The organism is Nonomuraea terrae, assembly GCF_044465245.1.
GTDB classification, from domain to species: domain Bacteria; phylum Actinomycetota; class Actinomycetes; order Streptosporangiales; family Streptosporangiaceae; genus Nonomuraea; species Nonomuraea terrae.
Map to the genome: position 1 here is coordinate 787,256 of NZ_JBITLL010000002.1, position 15,002 is coordinate 802,257.

At 73.6% G+C, this 15,002-nt stretch carries 17 protein-coding genes; 7 read left to right on the plus strand and 10 right to left on the minus strand.

Going from position 1 to position 15,002, the window contains the following annotated elements:
* Positions 1-2 precede the first annotated feature (2 nt).
* Genes ACIBP6_RS10040 through ACIBP6_RS10060 form a run of 5 tightly spaced genes read right to left on the minus strand, consistent with a single transcriptional unit; the run spans position 3 to position 4,080 of the window.
* Complete coding sequence (locus tag ACIBP6_RS10040) at positions 3-404, minus strand: helix-turn-helix domain-containing protein (protein WP_132621036.1); 402 nt, start codon at positions 402-404, stop codon at positions 3-5.
* A gap of 23 nt (positions 405-427) precedes the next feature.
* Positions 428-1,567, minus strand: coding sequence for an aminotransferase class I/II-fold pyridoxal phosphate-dependent enzyme (locus ACIBP6_RS10045; protein ID WP_397050661.1), 1,140 nt, complete (start codon positions 1,565-1,567; stop codon positions 428-430).
* On the minus strand, positions 1,564-2,190 hold the full coding sequence (locus tag ACIBP6_RS10050) for a transcriptional regulator (protein WP_397050663.1): 627 nt from the start codon (positions 2,188-2,190) through the stop codon (positions 1,564-1,566). Before ACIBP6_RS10050 ends, ACIBP6_RS10045 begins: the two co-directional genes overlap by 4 nt.
* A gap of 44 nt (positions 2,191-2,234) precedes the next feature.
* A complete protein-coding gene (locus tag ACIBP6_RS10055) occupies positions 2,235-3,362 on the minus strand; it encodes a winged helix DNA-binding domain-containing protein (protein WP_397050665.1) in 1,128 nt (375 codons plus the stop codon).
* A gap of 58 nt (positions 3,363-3,420) precedes the next feature.
* A complete protein-coding gene (locus ACIBP6_RS10060) occupies positions 3,421-4,080 on the minus strand; it encodes an NADPH-dependent F420 reductase (protein WP_397050667.1) in 660 nt (219 codons plus the stop codon).
* Positions 4,081-4,356: 276 nt separating this feature from the next.
* On the opposite strand from ACIBP6_RS10060, the gene ACIBP6_RS10065 reads away from it, so the two are divergent.
* The 4 genes from ACIBP6_RS10065 (at position 4,357) to aroQ (ending at position 8,182) form a co-directional block, all read left to right on the plus strand.
* Positions 4,357-5,706 carry a sensor histidine kinase gene (locus ACIBP6_RS10065; protein WP_397050669.1) on the plus strand — a complete coding sequence of 450 codons (1,350 nt, stop codon included), beginning with the start codon at positions 4,357-4,359 and terminating at the stop codon, positions 5,704-5,706.
* Positions 5,707-5,772: 66 nt separating this feature from the next.
* The gene (locus tag ACIBP6_RS10070) at positions 5,773-6,609 is read left to right on the plus strand and encodes an alpha/beta fold hydrolase (protein WP_397050671.1); all 837 of its coding nucleotides are present in this window, start codon (positions 5,773-5,775) and stop codon (positions 6,607-6,609) included.
* Between the two features lie 9 nt (positions 6,610-6,618).
* Positions 6,619-7,380: an SDR family oxidoreductase gene (locus ACIBP6_RS10075; RefSeq protein WP_397050673.1), complete on the plus strand. Its 762-nt coding sequence runs from the start codon at positions 6,619-6,621 to the stop codon at positions 7,378-7,380.
* An 88-nt stretch (positions 7,381-7,468) separates the two neighbouring features.
* Entirely contained in the window at positions 7,469-8,182 is a 714-nt protein-coding gene (gene aroQ / locus ACIBP6_RS10080) for a gamma subclass chorismate mutase AroQ (protein ID WP_397051499.1), read from the plus strand.
* 9 nt (positions 8,183-8,191) lie between these two features.
* On the opposite strand, the gene ACIBP6_RS10085 is transcribed toward aroQ, so the two are convergent.
* From ACIBP6_RS10085 to ACIBP6_RS10105, 5 genes are read right to left on the minus strand one after another with little or no spacing between them, the layout of a single operon-like run.
* Complete coding sequence (locus tag ACIBP6_RS10085) at positions 8,192-8,593, minus strand: tautomerase family protein (protein ID WP_397050675.1); 402 nt, start codon at positions 8,591-8,593, stop codon at positions 8,192-8,194.
* A gap of 50 nt (positions 8,594-8,643) precedes the next feature.
* The gene (locus tag ACIBP6_RS10090; RefSeq protein ID WP_397050677.1) at positions 8,644-9,207 is read right to left on the minus strand and encodes a TetR/AcrR family transcriptional regulator; all 564 of its coding nucleotides are present in this window, start codon (positions 9,205-9,207) and stop codon (positions 8,644-8,646) included.
* A gap of 59 nt (positions 9,208-9,266) precedes the next feature.
* Positions 9,267-10,001, minus strand: coding sequence for an SDR family NAD(P)-dependent oxidoreductase (locus ACIBP6_RS10095; protein WP_397050679.1), 735 nt, complete (start codon positions 9,999-10,001; stop codon positions 9,267-9,269).
* On the minus strand, positions 9,998-10,666 hold the full coding sequence (locus tag ACIBP6_RS10100) for a VC0807 family protein (protein ID WP_397050681.1): 669 nt from the start codon (positions 10,664-10,666) through the stop codon (positions 9,998-10,000). The genes ACIBP6_RS10095 and ACIBP6_RS10100 overlap by 4 nt, the downstream gene beginning before the upstream one ends.
* Positions 10,663-11,289, minus strand: coding sequence for a TetR/AcrR family transcriptional regulator (locus tag ACIBP6_RS10105; RefSeq protein ID WP_397050683.1), 627 nt, complete (start codon positions 11,287-11,289; stop codon positions 10,663-10,665). Before ACIBP6_RS10105 ends, ACIBP6_RS10100 begins: the two co-directional genes overlap by 4 nt.
* Positions 11,290-11,434: 145 nt before the next feature.
* Between ACIBP6_RS10105 and ACIBP6_RS10110 the strand changes: the two genes are divergently transcribed.
* The 3 genes from ACIBP6_RS10110 to ACIBP6_RS10120 are packed head-to-tail and all read left to right on the plus strand — an operon-like array spanning position 11,435 to position 14,993.
* On the plus strand, positions 11,435-13,051 hold the full coding sequence (locus tag ACIBP6_RS10110; RefSeq protein WP_397050684.1) for a carboxylesterase/lipase family protein: 1,617 nt from the start codon (positions 11,435-11,437) through the stop codon (positions 13,049-13,051).
* Positions 13,048-14,352: a sensor histidine kinase gene (locus ACIBP6_RS10115; protein ID WP_397050686.1), complete on the plus strand. Its 1,305-nt coding sequence runs from the start codon at positions 13,048-13,050 to the stop codon at positions 14,350-14,352. Before ACIBP6_RS10110 ends, ACIBP6_RS10115 begins: the two co-directional genes overlap by 4 nt.
* Entirely contained in the window at positions 14,349-14,993 is a 645-nt protein-coding gene (locus ACIBP6_RS10120; RefSeq protein ID WP_397050688.1) for a response regulator, read from the plus strand. Before ACIBP6_RS10115 ends, ACIBP6_RS10120 begins: the two co-directional genes overlap by 4 nt.
* Positions 14,994-15,002 lie beyond the last annotated feature (9 nt).

A 15,002-nucleotide genomic window follows, 5' to 3' on the forward strand; every position in this document is an offset into this window, starting at 1 on the left:
GGTCAGCCTCTCACGAGCGCGTCGATGATCCGGAGCACCTGAGCGCTCTCCTCCAGCCCGCCCAGCACGATGACCTTGAGGTGGGCGCGTTCCTCGTCGTAGACGAACTCGACGCGCAGGCCGTGCGGCCGGCTCGCCAGCGAGCCCAGGACCATCGTGCTGACCCGGTCCAACTCGGCCCTCGGCAGGCCGTCGACCTGGACGATGCTCGACACCTCGGCGCGGCGCGGCGCGGCCGGCTCGCCGACGGGCAGCCCGGCGAACGCCGCCAGGTCGTCCTTGGCGATCCGGTAGCGCCTGCCGACGCGCACGGCGGGCAGCCGGCCGTCGCGCACGTAAAGACGCACGGTCTTGACGTGCAGCCCGAGCACGGCGGCCGCCTGCTCAACGGTGTAGTACTCCATAATGTTCCCTATTATGGCGCACTTCAGGGAATGTTACGCCCTTCGAGGTAAGCGGCGAAGGCGTCCAGGGCCGGTTCGGGGTCGCTGCGGCCGATGCCGATGCGGAACCGGTCGTCCGGAAGCGGCGTGAGCTCGGAGCGGTAGACGCTCGCAGGGAGCAGCAGCACCCCGGCCTTCTCCACCAGGTCGGCGCAGAACGCCTCCACGCCGTCCGCGCCCAGGTAGCGGGGATAGGCGACGCAGCCGCCGTCGGGCGCCCGCCACTCGAACAGGCCGGCGTGCGCGGCGAAGAACGCCTCGAACTTCGGCAGGTTGGCGGCGATGATCGCCCGATTGCGGCCCAGGATGCGGTCACGGGCCTTGACGGCGACGCGGGCCAGCACCTCGCTCGGCGCGGCGTTGCAGATGGTCGTGTAGTGCTTGGCGCGTTCCAGCCGCGAGCGCAGCTCGCGGTCGCGGCAGGCGATCCAGCCGACGCGCAGGCCGGGCAGTCCGAGGGACTTGGAGATGACATTGAGGGACAGGGCGTCCGGCGACAGGTCGGCGGCCTGCGGCAGCATGCGGGCGGGATCGCGTTCCAGGCCGCGGTAGACCTCGTCGCTGAACAGGCGCACGCCGCGCTCGTCGCACAGCTCGGCGAGCCGGGCGAAGTCGGCGGCGTCGATGACCTTGCCGGTGGGGTTGTTGGGGAAGTTGACGGCGACCAGCCGCGTGTTCGGGCGGATCGCGGCGCGCACCTCGTCCAGGTCGAGGGCCCAGTCGCGGGCGGGGTCGAGGGCGACGCCGGTGACCTCGCACAGCGAGGCGGGCACGGTCTCGGCGGCCTGGTAGGCGGGCGTGACCACCACCGCGTGGTCGCCGGGTTCGAGCAGGACCTGCATGGCGAGGTAGAGGCCCTCCTCCGCGCCGGCGAAGCAGATGACGTCGTCCTCGTCCACCTGGTCGTAGGTGCCGGCGATGGCGCGGCGCAGGACGGGGTCGCCGTACGTGTGGGTGTAGCCGAGCGACAGCGTCTCCCAGGCGTGCCGGTCCTCGTCGTCGGCCAGGGCGAGCAGCTCCGTCATGGTCATGGTCTGGGCGTCGGAGGCGGTCAGGTGGTGGCGGGCGCTGAACTCCCAGCGGGAGAAGTGCAGCTCGAGCCGGAAGTCGGGCAGGCGGGTCACGATGGGGTCCTTCGCAGGTCGGACAGCAGGGCGTACAGGGTGGATCGGGAGATCCGCAGCGCGGCGGCGACGACGGGGACGGCGCGGCGGACGGCGAAGACGCCGGCCTCGTCGAGCTCGGCCAGCACGGCGAGCCGGTCGTCGCGGGTCAGGCGCTCGGCGGGCCGGCCGTGCGCGCGTACGTACGTGCCGACGACCTGGTGGACGCGGTCGGTCCAGTCCTGCTCGAACAGCGGCTCCGGGCGGGAGGCGGTGGGCGCGGCGAAGGCCGCGAGCAGCGTGGCGGCCTGGTCGAGCGGGGTGCGGTCGAGGTTCACGCAGAGCACGGCGGACGGCCGGCCGTCGGGGTCGCGCAGCACGGCACTGACCGACGACAGCCGACGGCCGTCGGGCAGCAGCTTCTCGTACGGCCCGTAGACGCCGTCGCCCGTGGGGTCGAGCCGCCGCAGCTCGCCGAGGAGGGACGGGTCACCGGTGGCGCGCCTGGACAGCGGGTTCCACACGCGCAACACGCGGTCGCGGCGGGCGTCGTGCAGGATCACCTCGGCGTGCGGGGCCAGCAGCGCGGCCACGGCCCCGCACACCGGCGCCCACATCTGTACGCGGGGGTCTTCGTCGGTCACATACTGGATGATACGTCCAGACTGGACAGAACATCCAGCCCGGGTCAGGCGTGCGGGCCTGCCGTGACCGGGCCGAGGGTCAGGCGGGGTCTGGCCTCCATCACCACGCCGAGGCGTTCCACCTGGTCGGCGAGCTCGCGTGACTGCGCCGGGGTGAGGTCGCGCACGGCTTCGACGGTGACGTCCATCCGGGAGCCGGAGCGCCGCGAATGCCAGACGCCGGCCACCTCGCCGTCCACGAGCAGGACCGGGAAGTTGCCCGCCTGCCCGCCGTTCAGCGCCCGCCGCGCGGCCTCGCCGGGGTAAAGCAGCTCACGCGGGCGTCCGGCCACCACGTACGCGTCGAAGTACGGCAGCAGCCGCACGCCCCGCGGCCGTTCGGCGGGCACGTCGGTGTCGCCCGCGAGCACGAAGGCCGGCTTGCCCTCCAGCAGCACCTCCTCCGGCTCCACCCGGGCGAACGCCTCGGCCGCCCACCGCGCGGGCCCGCCCGCCCACTGCGCGAACTGCGCGGGCGTCGCCGGCCCGTACGCGGTGAGGTAGCTCCTGACGAGCCAGGCGAGACCGTCGTCCGGCACGGCGCGGGCCTCCGGGGCGGCCGCGTAGGTGACCTTGCGCCCGCGTGCCGGGCCGAAGACGAACGCGCCGCGGTGGGCGGCGACCGGCATCGCCTGCCGCCAGCGCGGCCACCGGCCCTGGAACGCGGGCATGACGAGGTCGCCCGCCCACGGCCCGGTGGCGGCGACGACGGCGTCGCTCAGCTCGTCGATCGTCAGCGGGCCGCTCCTGACGGCCTCGCGGATGGCGGCCACGACCTGGCCGGTCTGCTCGGGCGTCATGCGCACGGGCGCGGGACCGGCGTGGTGGGCGTGCGGGACCGACGACAGGGCGTCCACCCAGCGGGGCAGGTCGCGGGCGGGCAGCAGGTGCACGGTGCCGCGCGGGCCGTACGTCTTGACCAGGGCGCGGGTGTTCCACAGGGCGTCGCGGACGTGCGCGCGGGTGACGCCCGCGCGCAGCCCGATGGACGCCTCGGCGGCCGGCATGATCTGGGCGTGCGTCCCGCACATCGCCGCCACGACCCCGTCGAGGCCCGCGCCCGTGCCGGGGGCGAGCAGCCCTGATCGAGCCAGGCGTCTGGCGCTGACCTGCGGCCACGACAGTTGAATCACATGTCCTCCTTCGTGCGCTGCGGCACACGCTAGAAGGACATGCGGAACGGACCGTTCCTCAAGCGTGCCATTCCTCGGTACGTTCGGGGCTCGCCTGGGCGAGGGCCTCGCGGACGCCGGCCGCGTCCTTGTCGGTCGTGTAGACCGGCGTGCCGGGCTGCTGCCGCCAGGACTCGTCGAGGCCGCCGGCGTCCACCGGGTCGAAACCGAGCTCGTCGACGAGCCGCATGACGACGTCCTTGGCGCGCGGGTCGTCGCCCGCCACGGGCAGCGCGATGCGCCCCGGCGTCCCGGCCGGGCGGCCCAGGTTGGACAGGTGGTCGGCGTAGATGTTGTTGAACGCCTTGACCACCGGACGGCCCAGCCGGCGCTCGACCCAGCGGCTCTCGGGGAAGCCGTTCTCGATCTCGTCGATGCGCCCGTCGCGCTGGCGCGGGTAGTAGTTTCCCGTGTCGATCACGACCGTGTCGGCGCCGACGTCGGTGAACAGGCCCGCGGGCAGGTCGGGCACCCTGCACTCGGGGATCGTCACCACGACCACGTCGGCCTCGCGCGGCGCCTCCTCGACGGTCACCGCCCGCGCCCCGGTCTCTTCCGCGAGGTCCTGGAGGGTGTGCGGGCCGCGCGAGTTGGCCACCGCCACGTGGTGGCCGAGCGCCGTCAGTCTGCGGGTGAGCGTGCCGCCGATGTTCCCCGCGCCGATGATGCCGATCTTCATGCGCCATTCCCCCGAAGGTCATGAGATCACTCCGTACACGAGCATAGACCTCGGCCGCCGGCCGCCCGCGCGGCACCCTGCGCGGCGGGTCAAGCGGCCTTGACCTTACAGGGAGTTATTTCACATAACCGGCGAGGAAGACGAACGAATGGATCTGCATCGTGGCCTCTCCGCCGGGCCGGGGTCACGTCAGCGGCGGGAGGTGCGGCTATCACGAGGGCCCGCGACTGTGCTGCTCACCGGGCACCGCGAAGCGGAAGCCCGGGGAGTTAGCGCGTGTCCTTTCCTGTCAACAGGCTCTCCCTGCAGGCGACGCTGGCGCTGGTCGCCGGCGCGTTCTCGCTGCTGGTGCTCGCCGGGGTCGCCGTCGTCGCGGACCTGACGGTCCGCATGGGCGTCGAGCGCAGCGTGTACGAGGGCACCCAGCGCGCGGCCACCGACTGGATCGCGTCGATGACCGACGCCCGGCCCGCTCCCCCGGTCACCACGTCGGACGTCGACCTGCTGCAACTGGTCGACTCCTCCGGCAATGTGGTCGCGGCCAGCAGGGCCGCCGCGAGGCTGCCGCGCATCAGCCGCTACTGGCCGCCGTCCGACAACCGGATCGAGCACCGCAGGGCGTGCTCCCCGTCCGGATGCCTCATGTTCACCGCGGTCAGGCCCTCGCCGCAGGAGGAGCAGCTGCTGTGGGGCGGCGAGTCCCATGTCGTGTACGCCGGGCAGGAGCAGCCGGCGATCCTCGGCACGTACCGGCTGGAGCTCTATCTGGCGCTGGGCGTCCTGACGGCGAGCACGCTGGCGATGGTGGCGGCGTGGGCGCTGCTCGGGCTGGCGCTGCGGCCGGTGGAGGCGATGCGGCGCAGGATGGCCGAGGTCACCGTGACCGATCTGAGCATGCGCGTGCCCGCGCCGCCCGGCCGGGACGCGGTCGCCCGCCTGGCGCACACGGTCAACGACACGCTGGCGCGGCTGGAGGCGGCCGTGGACCAGCAGCGCCGTTTCAGCTCGATGGTCTCGCACGAGCTGCGCACGCCGCTGACGGGAGTGCGGGCCGAGCTGGAGGAGGCGCTGATGTATCGCGACGTGGACCCGCACGAGTCCATCCGCCGCGCCCTCACCGCGCTCGATCGCTGCCACGGGATCGTCGAGGAGATGCTGATCCTGGCCCGGGTACGGACGGCCCCGCGCCGGCACGAGCGGGTGAACCTCACCGACCTGGCCCGCGACGAGGTCGCCGCGCGCAGGGCGCCGATCCGGATCCGGGCCGAGGAGGACGTGGTGGTCTACGGCAACGCCGTACAGCTGCGCGAGGTGCTGGTGAACCTGCTGGTCAACGCCGAGCGGCACGCCGAGTCCCTGGTCGAGGTGCGCGTGACGCGCGCGGAGGGGCAGGCGGTCGTCACCGTGCTCGACGACGGCCCAGGCATCGCGGAGACCGAACGCGAGCGGGTGTTCCAGCCGTTCGTCCGCCTGGACGACGCCCGGCGGCGCGACCCCCAGGGCAGCGGGCTCGGCCTGGCCATCTCCCGCGCCATCGCGCAGTCGCACGACGGCTCGCTGACGATCGGCGACTCGCCGCGAGGCGCCCTGTTCATCCTGCGCATCCCGCTCGCCGACGCCCGATGACCTGATGACGCTGACGGTACGGGCGTGTTCAATGGCGCTGAACGCCGTCGCGGGAGGAGCCCACGCATGCCTGACGTCCACGTGACCGTGTGGGACCGGACGGGCGGCGGTGGCCAGGCCGTCCTCTTGGTGCACGGCGCCATGTGCTGGGGCGACGACCCGGTACACGGCTTCGCGGCGCAGCGGCCGCTGTCCGATCGTTACCGGCTGCTGGCGATGGACCGCCGCGGTCACGGCCGCAGCCCGGACCCGGACGGCGGTCACCTCGCCGACTACCTGGCCGACGCCGACGACATCGTGGGGCTGCTCCAGGCGCTGGCCCCCGGCGGAGCCCACCTGGTCGGGCACTCGTACGGCGGAGTCTCGGTCATGCTGGCCGCGGCGCGCGTCCCCGCGCTGGTGCGGTCGCTGGCGCTGATCGAGCCCGGCTGCTACCAGGCCGCGGCCGACGACCCTGTGGTCGCCGCCGCGCTGACCGCCAACCGCGACATGACAGGGCGGATCCCCGCCGACCTTCCTGCCGAGGTGTATCTGCGGGCGGCCTGCGAGACGGTCGGGCTGCCGCCGCTGGAGGCGACGCCCGAGCGGCTGCGCGCCGCCGGCAGCTCCGTGCGGGAGCGCTTCTGCTGGGAGGCGCCGATCCCGGTCGCCGAGCTGGCCGCGGCGCCCTGGCCCAAGCTGATGATCAGCGGCACCTGGGAGACCGCCCCCGAGCTGTATCGCCGGCGCGGTGGCGAGCCGCTGATGGCGTGCGCCCGCGTCACCGCCCAGCGGATCGGCGCCGAGCTGCGCCGGATCCCCGCGGCGGCGCACAACCCGCACGTCGAGCAGCCGGAGGCGGTCAACGCCGCGCTGCTGGAGCTGTGGGAGGGGGTTGCGCGCGGCCGGGCGCGTTCCGGATGATCTGCTCCTGTGACCACTGACACGCGCCCGCTGGCGCTGGTGACCGGCGTCGGACGTACGGCCGGCATCGGCGCGGGCGTCGCCCGCCGGCTGGCGGCGGCCGGCTGGGACGTCGCCTTCACGTTCTGGAGCGCGTACGACGAGCGCATGCCCTGGGGCGCCGAGCCGGAGGCGGCGGACGCCGTCGCCGCCGAGCTCGCCGGGCAGGGCGCCGCCACCGCCGCGGTCGAGGCGGACCTCGCCGATCCGTCGGCCGCCGCGTACGTCTTCGACGAGGTGGAGCGGCGTCTGGGCGGGGTGAAGGCGCTGGTGATGTGCCACTGCGAGTCGGTCGCCTCCGGGCTGCTCGACACCGGCGTCGAGAGCTTCGACCGGCACTTCGCCGTCAACGCGCGCGCCACGTGGCTGCTGATCCGCGAGTACGGCCGGCGTTTCGGCGGCGCCCACGGCACCGGGCGCGTCATCGCCCTGACCAGCGACCACACCGTCGGCAACCTCCCGTACGGCGCCAGCAAGGCCGCCCTCGACCGCATCACCCTGGCCGCCGCCCACGAGCTCGCCCACCTGGGTGTGACGGCCAACGTCGTGAACCCGGGGCCGGTGGACACCGGGTGGATGTCCGGCGAGCTGCGGGAGCAGGTGACCCGGCAGACGCCGCTCGGCCGCCTCGGCACGCCGCTCGACACCGCTCATCTCGTCGAGTTCCTCTGTTCGCCGCAGGGACAGTGGATCAACGGGCAGCTGCTGATGAGCAACGGCGGGTTCGGCTAGGATCCGTCGATCTTCCGGCGTGCGGGCCGCCCCATCGGCCACAATGACGTGCTGTCATCGTCTCGTCACGTTCCGGGAGGCCGCCGTGATGTCCTGCCAGGCCGCGCCGCGTCACGCCGCGTTCCTCGCCGCCGCCGTACTCCTCGCCATGTCCGCCGCTTGCGCCGCGCCCCCGCTCAGCGTGACCGCCGCGACCGTTCTGTACGAGGAACGGGAGCCGGCCGGCGCGCCCATCTCGCCCGTCCCGTACGACAAGCGTGAGACCTACGAGACGTCGGAAACCGGCGTGGGTGGCGGGAGTGCGGCGGCCGGGCTGCGAGGCCTTGTCGCGGCGGCGGTCGAGCGGCTGTCGCTGGCGGACGAGGTGGCGGCGGCGAAGTTCGGGACGGCGAGCCCGATCACCGATCCGGAGCGGGAGTGGCGGTTGCTCGACGACGTCGCGGAACGGTCGGCGGCGATCGGGCTGGACCCGCGGACCGGGGTGCGGTTCTTCCAGGCGCAGATCGAGGCGGGCAAGACGGTGCAGCGCCGGCTGCACGCGCGATGGCTGGCCGACCCGGCCTCACGCCCCCGCGAGCGGCCCGACCTGGCCACCGAGCTGCGCCCCCGGCTGGACGCGCTCACTCCGCGCGTCCTTCGGCTCCTCCGCCAGGCCGAGCCGGTACGCCGGTCGTCCATCGGGTGCCGCGCCCACCTGGCCGCGGCCAGAGCGGAGGTCGAAGCCAGAACCCGCCCGGACGCCCTGCACCGCGACGCGCTGACCGTCGCCCTGACCCCCGTCTGCGAGATGCCCGTCGCCTGACCTCGCCTGCTACGCGGTCGGGGCGGAGGGTTCCACGTACTGGGCGGCCCCGTGGCCCAGGGACCAGTCGACGGGCTCGTTCTCCGTCACGGTGACGAAGACGTTGCGCGGCTCGGTTCCCGCGTACGCGTGGCAGAGCTCGGCGATCCGCCGGTACATCGCCTGCTTCCGCGCCGGTGTGCGGCCCGCGCGCATCGTGACCGCGACGAACACGATGCCGTCGTCGCGGGGGATGCCGAGATAGTCGCCGTGGCGCAGGGTGCTCGACGCGCCGTTGTGGCCGGTCACGACCTGGAAGCGATCGCCGGGCGGGACGCCCAGCGTCTCGACCAGGGCATCGTGGACGGCACGGCTCAGCGCGTCGAGACGACCGGCGTCCGTTCCCAGGGCGTCGATGCGGACGAAGGGCATGGCTCTCCTCGTGGTGATGGTCAGCGTGGTGATGGTCAGCGTGGTGACGGTCAGCGGGTGCGGGCGGCGAGGAGGCCGAGAGCGCCGTCGACCGCCTGCGCGTACATGTCGGGCGAGCCGGCGGCGCGGGCCAGCACGTACCCGCCCTGCAGGACCGCGACCAGTGCGGCAGCCGTCGCCCTGGGGTCGAGGGCGGCGTCGAGTTCGCCGTTCGCCCGGCCTTCCGTCAGCAGCCCGGCCAGACGGTCGGTGAGCCAGGCGAACGTCTCCTCGACCGGCCGGCGCAGCCCGGGATCGGCCATGACGTCGGGATCCTGGGTGAGGCTGCCGACCGGGCAGCCCTTGAGGACGTCTCTCTCCCGCCGCAGGTAGGCGGCGACCCGGTCGAGGACGCTGCCGGGGCCGGTGAACGCGCTCTCCGCCCGGTCCCGCAGCTCCGCGGCGCTGCGGACGATCGCGGCCCGCGCCAGGTCGGGTTTCCCCTGGAAGTGGTGGTACATGCTGCCCTGGCCCGCTCCGGCCCGCGCCTGGATCGCCTTCGGGCTGGTGCCGACGTAGCCGCGCTCCCACAGCAGCTCGCGGGTGCTCTCGATCAGCCGCTCCCTCGTGTCCATGTGGGAAGCATACATACTAGTAGGTACAGAATCCCCGCCGAACGGCTCGCCATCCTGGTCTATGCGGGAGATCCCCCGAGACCCGCGAGCGTCACCACCGGGTAGGCCACGGGCGCGGCGGCCTGTCCCGCCTGCGCGACCCAGGCCTGGCCCGTACGCCCATCGGCCAGGATGTGCTCCACCGCCTCGGCCATCTCGTCGGGGGCAGCGATCGGGAGGCCCGCGTCGGCGAGAGCGTGCCGGAACGGGGCGATGATCGGGGTGTCGGTCAGGCCGGGACAGAGGGCGTTCACCCGGACGCCGTCGGCGGCCAGCAGCATGGCGGCCGAGCGCACCAGGCCGATCAGCGCGTGCTTGGCGGCGGCGTAGAAGATGTCCGGGGAGGCTGTCAGCCCGGCGACGCTGGAGACCACGACGATCGAGCCGCCCCGCGCGCGCAGCGCCGGCAGGCAGGCGTCGAGGCCGTAGACGACGCCGTCCAGGTCGACGGCCATGGTCTCGCGGTAACGCTCGGCGGTGAAGTCGTGCAGGCCGCACCGCCCGGCGACCGCGGCGTTCAGCACGGCGACGTCCACCCGCCCGTACGCGGCGAGTGTCGCGTCGACGGCGGCCCGGTTGTCCTCGGGGCGCGTCACGTCCAGCGGGACGAACAGGCCGCCGACCTCGTCCGCGACGGCGGTTCCCGAGGCGGTGTCGCGGTCGGCCACGGCCACGCGCATGCCGGCGCGTGCCAGCCGGCGGGCGATCGCGGAGCCGAGCCCGCCGCCCCCGCCCGTGACGAGCGCCACGGTCATGCGCGCTCCTCGGCGTCGAGCCGGTAGACCTCCGCGCCGCGCATGGCCAGACCGTGCCGCCGCAGGTAGCGCGGCCCCCAGGAACGCTGGATCGCGACCAGCGCCAGCAGGGTGACGGCGAGCAGGACGTCGTCCAGCACCGGGACCAGGTCGATGGGCAGCGTCATCGCCATGAGCACGCGGACGGCGATGTCCAGCGCGAACGCCACCCCCCAGACGGCCGTGAACACCCAGAGCGCGCGCCGGAACGCGGGCCGGCGTTCCCAGCTGGACTCCCAGGCCGCCCGCCGGTCGCCGGCCATGAACATCCGCGCCTCGTACAGGGCCGGCTTGGCCCACAGGACGCTGAGCAGCAGCCACAGGGCCATCGCGGCGCTGCCCCAGGCGTCGCGGATCAGGAGCACCCGGGCCTCGCCCGTCACCGACGACATGGCGACCGTCAGCGACATCGTGCCCAGGACGAACAGGGTGACGCCGCTGACCCGCCGCTCCTTCACGATGCCGTGCACGGCTCGCCCGGCGGGGAGCACGGCGCCCGCCAGCAGCGCCAGCCACTGGCTCACACCGGCGGCCCGCAGCCCGTAGAAGATCAGGAGGGGGCCGGCGATCTCGATGGCGAGCAGGCGGTAGAGGGCCCGGCGAGAGGTCGCGGCGGCCGGCGTCATCGCGGCGGCTCGCCGGTGGTGGCGATGAGGAAGGTCGTGACGGTCTCGCGGATGTAGGCGGCCATGTCGAGCGCCTGCGGCCCGCTCGCCCGCGAGGCCGCCGCCTCCACCGCGCCGCGGATCATCACGGCCATGGACCTGGGGTCGAACTCCCGGAACTCTCCGCTGCGCTGCCCGTCCCGCAGCAGGTCCGCCAGGGCCTGCACGCCGGGCTCCTGGTATTCGGCCGTGGTGTGGCGCTCACCCGAGGGGTTGCGCAGGTGGGAGCCGAGCTCGGTGAGCGCGATGATCTCTTTGGGGTGGTCGCGGAGGAACTCCAGGTTCGCCGTCAGGTACGCCTTGAGCCGCCCCGGCGCCGTGTCCTCCGCCTTCATCCTGTCCACGATGTACGTGGCGCCGGCTCGGTAGACCTCCTCCACGATCGCTTTGATCAGGTCGTCCTTGCCGGCGAAGTGGTAGGAGATCAGCCGGGGGCTGCTCAGCCCGGCGCGCTCGGTGATGCGGGCGAACGACGCCTTGTCGTAGCCCAGCTCGGCGATGGTGTCGATGGCCGCGGCGATGATCTGCGCACGCCGGGAGGCGTTGGTGACGGAATCGCGGGACGCCTTCTGTTTTATCTGCATAGATAAATAATGGTACGCGTGGATAAATCTTTGCGCAACGGCGGGCTTCCGAGGCGTCGGCCGTCCCTCGCCGTCAACCTTCGGTCGGCCGAACGCAACCTGCGGCCGTACCGGGAGGCGGGGGTCTCTTCCTAGCGTGCTGCTCATGGATGCACGACGAGGCAGAGCCGTCCTGGGCGCGCTCGCGCTCCTGCTCACCCAGGGGTGCGGGGCGGCCCGGACGGAAGGCGACCAGGCGGTTGCCGGCGTTCCGGCCCGGGGCGGGACTGAGGTGAGGCTGGACAGCGGGTGGATTCGGGGGATCGAAGACGGAAATGTCGTGAGATTTCGGGGTGTCCGGTACGCGCAGCCGCCCGTCGGCGAGCTGCGCTGGCAACCGCCCCGGCCCGTCGCCCCGTGGCAGGGCGTCGTGCCCGCGGCAAGCTCCGGCCCGGCCTGCCCGCAGGCGAGCGACAACCCGAAGGAGAGCAGCGAGGCCGAGGACTGCCTCACGCTCGACGTGACCGTACCGAAGAAGGCGGCCAGGATGCCGAGGCCGGTGATGGTCTGGCTGCACGGCGGCGGGTTCAACGCGGGCCGGGGCTCCGACTACGACCCGCGCCGCCTCGTCGCCCAGGGCGACGTCGTGGTGGTCACCGTGGAGTTCCGGCTCGGCGTGCTCGGGTACCTGGCCATGCCCGGGATGCCCGGCGGGGGCACGTTCGGGCTGCAGGACCAACAGGCGGCCCTGCGCTGGGTACGGCGGAACGCGGCGGCCTTCGGGGGCGACGCCGGGAACGTGACGTTGTTCGGCGAGTCGGGCGGCGGCATCGCCACCTGCGGCCACCTCACCTCCCCCGCCGGCCGCGGCCTGTTCCACAAGGCGATCATCCAGAGCGGCACGTGCGGCACCGTCCTGCTGCCGAACGCGGCCGCCCCCGGCACGCCGAGGATCCCGTACTGGCGGCCGCTGAAGGAGACGTACGCCGCCACCCGGACGGCCGCCCGGCGGGCCGGCTGCCGTGACGCCGCCAGGACGCTGGAGTGCCTGCGCGCCAAGCCGGTCAGGGAACTGCTGGACCTGACCGAGTACTTCACGTCGGCGTCGTACGGCGGCCGCACCCTTCCCGTCGCCCCCGGCGAGGCGCTGCGCGACGGGGACTTCGCCCGGGTGCCGGTGTTGTCCGGCCACACGTCCGAGGAGGCCCTGATGATGGCCGGGGTGATGGGCCTGCTCGGCAGGCCGATCACCGACGACGACCTGCCCGGCCTGCTCCGCCAGGGCTTCGGCGACCGGGCGGACGAGGTCACCCGCCGCTATCCCCGCGACCGGTACGGCACCGCGAGCGAGGCGTGGGCGGCGCCGTACACGGATGCGATCTTCTCCTGCCCTCATGCCGCCGCCCAGGACGCCCTCGCGAAGCGCGCCAAGGTGTACGCGTACGTCTTCGGCGACGACACCGCGCCCCCGTTCATCCCGACCCTGCCGGGCTTCCCGGCCGGCGCGGGGCACGCCTCGGAGCTGGCGTACCTCTTCGACGTCAAGGAGAAGCCGATCAACCTCGACGGCAGACTCGTCCCGCTCACGGCGACCCAGCGGTCGGTGGCCCGGGATATGGTGGCCGCCTGGACCACGTTCGCGCGGACCGGCACGCCGGCGTCGGGCGGCAAGGCCTGGCCCCGCTGGCAGGGCGGCGAGCCGGTGGCCCGCCTGATCACCGAGCGCCCGGGCAGCACCGCCACCGCGCACGCGCCCCGATGTGACCTGTTCGACCGACCGTGACTCTCCCACCCCAGGCGAACGAGGCCAGGAGGGCTCAGGCCTTCCTGGTCCTCGCCATGGTCGCGTTCATGCTGCTCGACCTGGCCCTCCACCGGAACGTCCAGCGCACCAGCGGTCCCCTCGGCCCGGCCGCCGGGCTGGTGCTCAGCCTGGCCGTGGACGCCTGCCTGCCCTTCGTCGGCCGCTTCCCCCGGGCGGTGGCGCTGGTGGCGTGCGCGGCGACGGTGGTGGCGGCCGTCGGGGACACGCTGGCGGCCGGGACGTTCACCCCGGTCGAGCAGGTCACGCCGGTGACCGCGCCGCTGTGCGCGCCGGTGATCGTGTGGTTCCTGGCCCACGGGCTGCCGCGCCGGGAGACGCTGACGTACGTGACGGTGCTGGCGCTGGCCGCCGTCCGGCCGTGGGCCCCGGACTGGGAGACGGTGTACGCCGGTCTCACCACGACGGTCCTGCCCGCCGTGCTCGGTCTGTACGTCCGCGCCCGCCGCGAACTGGTGAGCTCGTTGCGGGACAGGGCGGAGAGCGCCGAACGGGAGCGACGGCTGCTCGCCGCGCAGGCGGAGAGCGCAGAACGGGAGCGGCACCTGCTGGCCGAGCGGGCCAAGGCGGGTGAGCGGCAGCGGCTGGCCGGGGAGATGCACGACATCGTCACCCATCACGTCACGGAGATCGTCCTGGCCGCCGGCGCGCTGAAGGTCTCGACCACCGACCACGCCGTCCGGTCCGCCGCCGAGCACATCCGCGACGCGGGCGCCCGCACGCTCACGGAGTTGCGCGACCTGATCGGCATCCTGCGCCGCGGCCACGACCGGCCCCAGGAGCCCGGGGAGCGGACGCGTGTGACGCTGACCTCCTCCGACCTCGGCACCCTGGTCCACGGGGCCGTCGCAGCAGGGAACCCGACCACCCTGCGCGTCACCGGCCGGCCGGGGGCGGTGACTCCGGCGATCGCGCGGACCGCGTACCGGGTGCTGCAGGAAGCGCTGACCAACGCGAGGAAGCACGCGCCCGGCACGCGGGTGCAGGTCGAGCTCGCCTACGGCGACCACACCATGACCGTCACGGTCAGCAACACCCCGCCTGTGGCCGCCTCCGAGCTGGCGGCGAGTGGCTCGGGCATGGGCCTCGACGGGCTGCGGCGCCGCGTCACCCTGCTCGGCGGCGCCCTCACCGCGGCCCCCACGCCGGACGGCGGTTTCCGCGTCGCCGCCACTCTCCCCGCCGCCGTCCCCACGGAGACCGGGCAGGACGCCGGCGGGCAGGATGTCCCTGCCGGGTGGCACGGACGGGAGGCGACATGATCAAGGTGCTCGTGGCCGACGACGACCCCATGGTCCGCCGGCACCTCCGGACGATCCTCGCCTCGGCAGGCGAGATCGAGGTGGTGGCGGAGGCCGAGGACGGGGCGGAGGCGGTGGAGGCGGTGCTGCGTACGGCCCCCGACGTCGTGCTGATGGACATCAGGATGCCGGGCGTGGACGGCATCACCGCGACCGCCGAGATCGCCAGGTTGAGCACCCCGCCGGTGGTGGTCGCGCTGACCACGTTCGACTCCGACGCCCACGTCCTGAGGGCGCTGGAGGCGGGAGCCGGCGGCTTCCTGGTGAAGTCCACGCCGCCGGAGGACCTGCTCGACCTCGTCAAGGTCGCGGCCCAGGGCCACACCGTGCTGTCACCGTCGGCGGCCCGTCACCTCGTCTCGCGCTCGGCGCGCACGGACGACGCCCGCCAGGCCGTACGCGCCAAGGTGGCCGCGCTGAGCGACCGTGAGCGCGACGTGCTCGGCTGCCTCGGTGAGGGCCTGACCAACGGCGAGATCGCGGCCCGCCTCTTCCTGTCGGAGACCACGGTCAAGAGCTACGTCTCGCGTCTGCTGGACAAGCTCGGCCTGGCCAACCGCACCCAGGCGGGCCTGCTCGCCCACCAGGCGGGCCTCCTCTGAACCCTGCGC

Excerpts from the sequence above, each read along its gene's own strand:
- ACIBP6_RS10040 (WP_132621036.1), bottom strand. The coding sequence starts at position 404 with ATGGAGTACTACACCGTTGAGCAGGCGGCCGCCGTGCTCGGGCTGCAC.
- ACIBP6_RS10060 (WP_397050667.1), bottom strand. The coding sequence starts at position 4,080 with ATGAAGATCGGCATCATCGGCGCGGGGAACATCGGCGGCACGCTCACC.
- ACIBP6_RS10070 (WP_397050671.1), top strand. The coding sequence starts at position 5,773 with ATGCCTGACGTCCACGTGACCGTGTGGGACCGGACGGGCGGCGGTGGC.
- aroQ (WP_397051499.1), top strand. The coding sequence starts at position 7,469 with ATGTCCTGCCAGGCCGCGCCGCGTCACGCCGCGTTCCTCGCCGCCGCC.
- ACIBP6_RS10085 (WP_397050675.1), bottom strand. The coding sequence starts at position 8,593 with ATGCCCTTCGTCCGCATCGACGCCCTGGGAACGGACGCCGGTCGTCTC.
- ACIBP6_RS10090 (WP_397050677.1), bottom strand. The coding sequence starts at position 9,207 with ATGGACACGAGGGAGCGGCTGATCGAGAGCACCCGCGAGCTGCTGTGG.
- ACIBP6_RS10095 (WP_397050679.1), bottom strand. The coding sequence starts at position 10,001 with ATGACCGTGGCGCTCGTCACGGGCGGGGGCGGCGGGCTCGGCTCCGCG.
- ACIBP6_RS10100 (WP_397050681.1), bottom strand. The coding sequence starts at position 10,666 with ATGACGCCGGCCGCCGCGACCTCTCGCCGGGCCCTCTACCGCCTGCTC.
- ACIBP6_RS10105 (WP_397050683.1), bottom strand. The coding sequence starts at position 11,289 with ATGCAGATAAAACAGAAGGCGTCCCGCGATTCCGTCACCAACGCCTCC.
- ACIBP6_RS10110 (WP_397050684.1), top strand. The coding sequence starts at position 11,435 with ATGGATGCACGACGAGGCAGAGCCGTCCTGGGCGCGCTCGCGCTCCTG.
- ACIBP6_RS10120 (WP_397050688.1), top strand. The coding sequence starts at position 14,349 with ATGATCAAGGTGCTCGTGGCCGACGACGACCCCATGGTCCGCCGGCAC.